The organism is Thermogutta sp., from assembly GCF_039793925.1.
In the GTDB taxonomy this organism is placed as follows: Bacteria; Planctomycetota; Planctomycetia; order Pirellulales; family Thermoguttaceae; genus Thermogutta.
The window spans coordinates 1-2,360 of record NZ_JBAMME010000339.1 but is presented as its reverse complement, the minus strand read 5'-3'; the positions used below and the strand labels follow the sequence as shown (position 1 = coordinate 2,360).

General features: G+C 58.5%; 2 protein-coding genes. Both read left to right on the top strand.

All coding sequences use genetic code 11. From position 1 onward, the window contains the following. Positions 1 to 1,869, top strand: a 1,869-nt coding sequence (locus ABJK56_RS18335) for a hypothetical protein (protein ID WP_347246132.1), incomplete at its 5' end; no start/stop codon positions are given. 24 nt (positions 1,870 to 1,893) lie between these two features. Beyond that, a partial coding sequence (locus ABJK56_RS18330; RefSeq protein ID WP_347246131.1) for a hypothetical protein occupies positions 1,894 to 2,360 on the top strand: 467 nt, incomplete at its 3' end.

Sequence of the window (2,360 nt, the reverse complement as noted above, 5' to 3'; positions counted from 1 at the left end):
CGGCGGGAGGAGGTCTTCCTGGGCAATGTGCTGCTGAACGACTTCCTGAGCAAGGCCCTGATGCGGGCCGTGGAGCAGAACGGCCTGGGGCGCATGGCCCTTCTGGCCAACGACCTGGAGAACTACTACTACCTCTACCATGGCCGAGCGGCTCTCGAGGAGGTGGCCGAGGGCTTCCGTCAAGAGGTGCTCGCCAGCCTGCCCGATCTTTACTTCGGCGACGAAGACCCGGTCAGGGGTATTCATGGCGAGTTGAAGCGGATGTTCACTTTTGAGAAGAGCGAGTTCGAGCCGTTTCCTGTGTATTCTGTCCCGCATTTCTTGGCCAAGCCTCTGGAGCAGGGGGTACGTAGACAGATACAAAGGCTCCTCGCGGAAGAGGACTTTGACAGAAATGCTCGTAGGGCCATGGCTGCCCTCTCTTTCTTTTACGGTCAAACCAGCAGTGGGCTGGGCGATGCTCAGAGCTTTGCCATGTTCCTGTACAGACTCGTTGATGTGTACAGGGTGGTGCCTGCCGAGAGGGTCGCCAGAGTCTTTGCTATTGAAGAAGTCACCAAGAAAGAGATCAAGGACAAGATTGACACCGGCCAATACTCCAGAGAGGAACTTCAAAGCCTGTTGGTAGAACTCCTTGCCCACTTCCAGACAGAGATTGAGCGAGGTGGAGATGAATGGTTGCTAGGTTTTATTCGCAAGGACAAGAAGTTGATGAAGATAACGCCCGATCAGTTCTTGAGCGAGGTTCTGACGGGCGCTCAGATGGGACAGGCTATGCTTGCTACCCCAACAGTTGTTGAGGAAGAGGTAAGCTGCCGTTTATGCGGGATGCGTTTCCCCAGAGTACGGGACCAGTATATCATTGTCGGCAGCAACGCTCACCGCTTCAATAACGAAAGCGCTAAGAAACCCAATCGGGGGAAGGATCCCATCATTTGTGCCAAGTGTGCTCTATCGTCTTACTTGTTGCAGAGGGTACTAGGTTCTGGGCCGGCTTCAGTAGGAGGGAAGCTACCTCAACTACCCCGTCTGTACAACCTGGTCTTCCACTACGGCCGCCACGACGACGCGGAAACACAGCGTCTCGCCGCTGTGATTGACGACTTGTTCGATTTGATCGGCTCTTTCCGCAGCCGAGCGCAAGAGGAGAAACGCTTCTTCTCGATGGAGTACATCCGCGAAGAATTGGCCCGACGGGCTCAAGAGCGTCAGGCAGCAGGCGAGGCTGCCAGCTCTGAGGAAGAAGCCTTCGCCGCCCTGTTCGCCGACGATGCGATGTTACCCGGCCTGGAGACCCTGGGCCAGATGCGCACGGAAGTGCAGGCGCAGGTCCTGCCCCTGGGGGTGGGCCATTACCGCCTGCTGGCCTTCATCCTGCCCCAACTCCAGCCGGGCCGGGACGAGGCCTTGGATTTCGTCCAGCGGCACTTCTCCCGCAGCCGCCTGGCCGCTTTCACCCTGCTGGCCCTCTTGCGCAAACTGTGCGGCTGCGATGGGCCATACTATTTCCAGTCCGTGCCCACCCTGGCTCCTGGCGGATTCGACCCCAACACCTTCTACGTCCAGGGTAAGGCCGAGAATGCCGACGAAGCCCTGCGCCGCTACAGCGCCATCGTCAATTTTGCCCGGCGGGTGGCCAAATACCGGGAAGGCCATTCCCTCCTGGCCGATTGGATCCTGCTGGCCGAACGGCTGGAGGAGGATCCCTTGGGCATGTTCTCCAAAGTTCTGCGGGATTCCCCACTCCGAGGTGAGGATGACCTGCGAGAGGCTCCCTACAGGCGGCTTTCCAATGAATTCATCAAAGGAACGGGGGTGATAGATGGGACAGAGTATTTGAAGCTGATCGAGCAACTCAAGCGATTGTAAAGAAAAAACCAAGGAGGTGAAACCATGCCAAGACAGGTCAACACCGCCGAACTGGATGAATTCTGCGGGCTCCTTTTCCGCGCCCTGGATAGGCTGGGGGGCGACCTGCTGCCGCTCTTCTTGAGCGAGCGGCCCACCAGCTATGAGAAGTACCCTCGCCTGCTCCTGGGGCACATCCAGTACTACGACGACGTGGAAGCGGGCTTTGAGGAGTGGAAAAGCAAAGTGCTGCGGGATGCCAGCGACTACCGGCGAGAAGCGGAGTTCCCGGAACTCCTGGCCCTGAAAAAGTGGCTCCTGGAGCATCGGAGCCTCTTTGAGGGCCGCAAGGATAACCTGAACCATCTCAAGCGGAGTCTCTATGCCCGGGCCTATGAGTACCTCTACCCCCGTCGGCTGCTCACAGGAGCCTACGCCGAGGCCAACCGGGGAAACTCGGATGCCCTGGAAGAGGCGGCCATCCGGGCCAACTTCCGCCAGGTGGTGCAGCC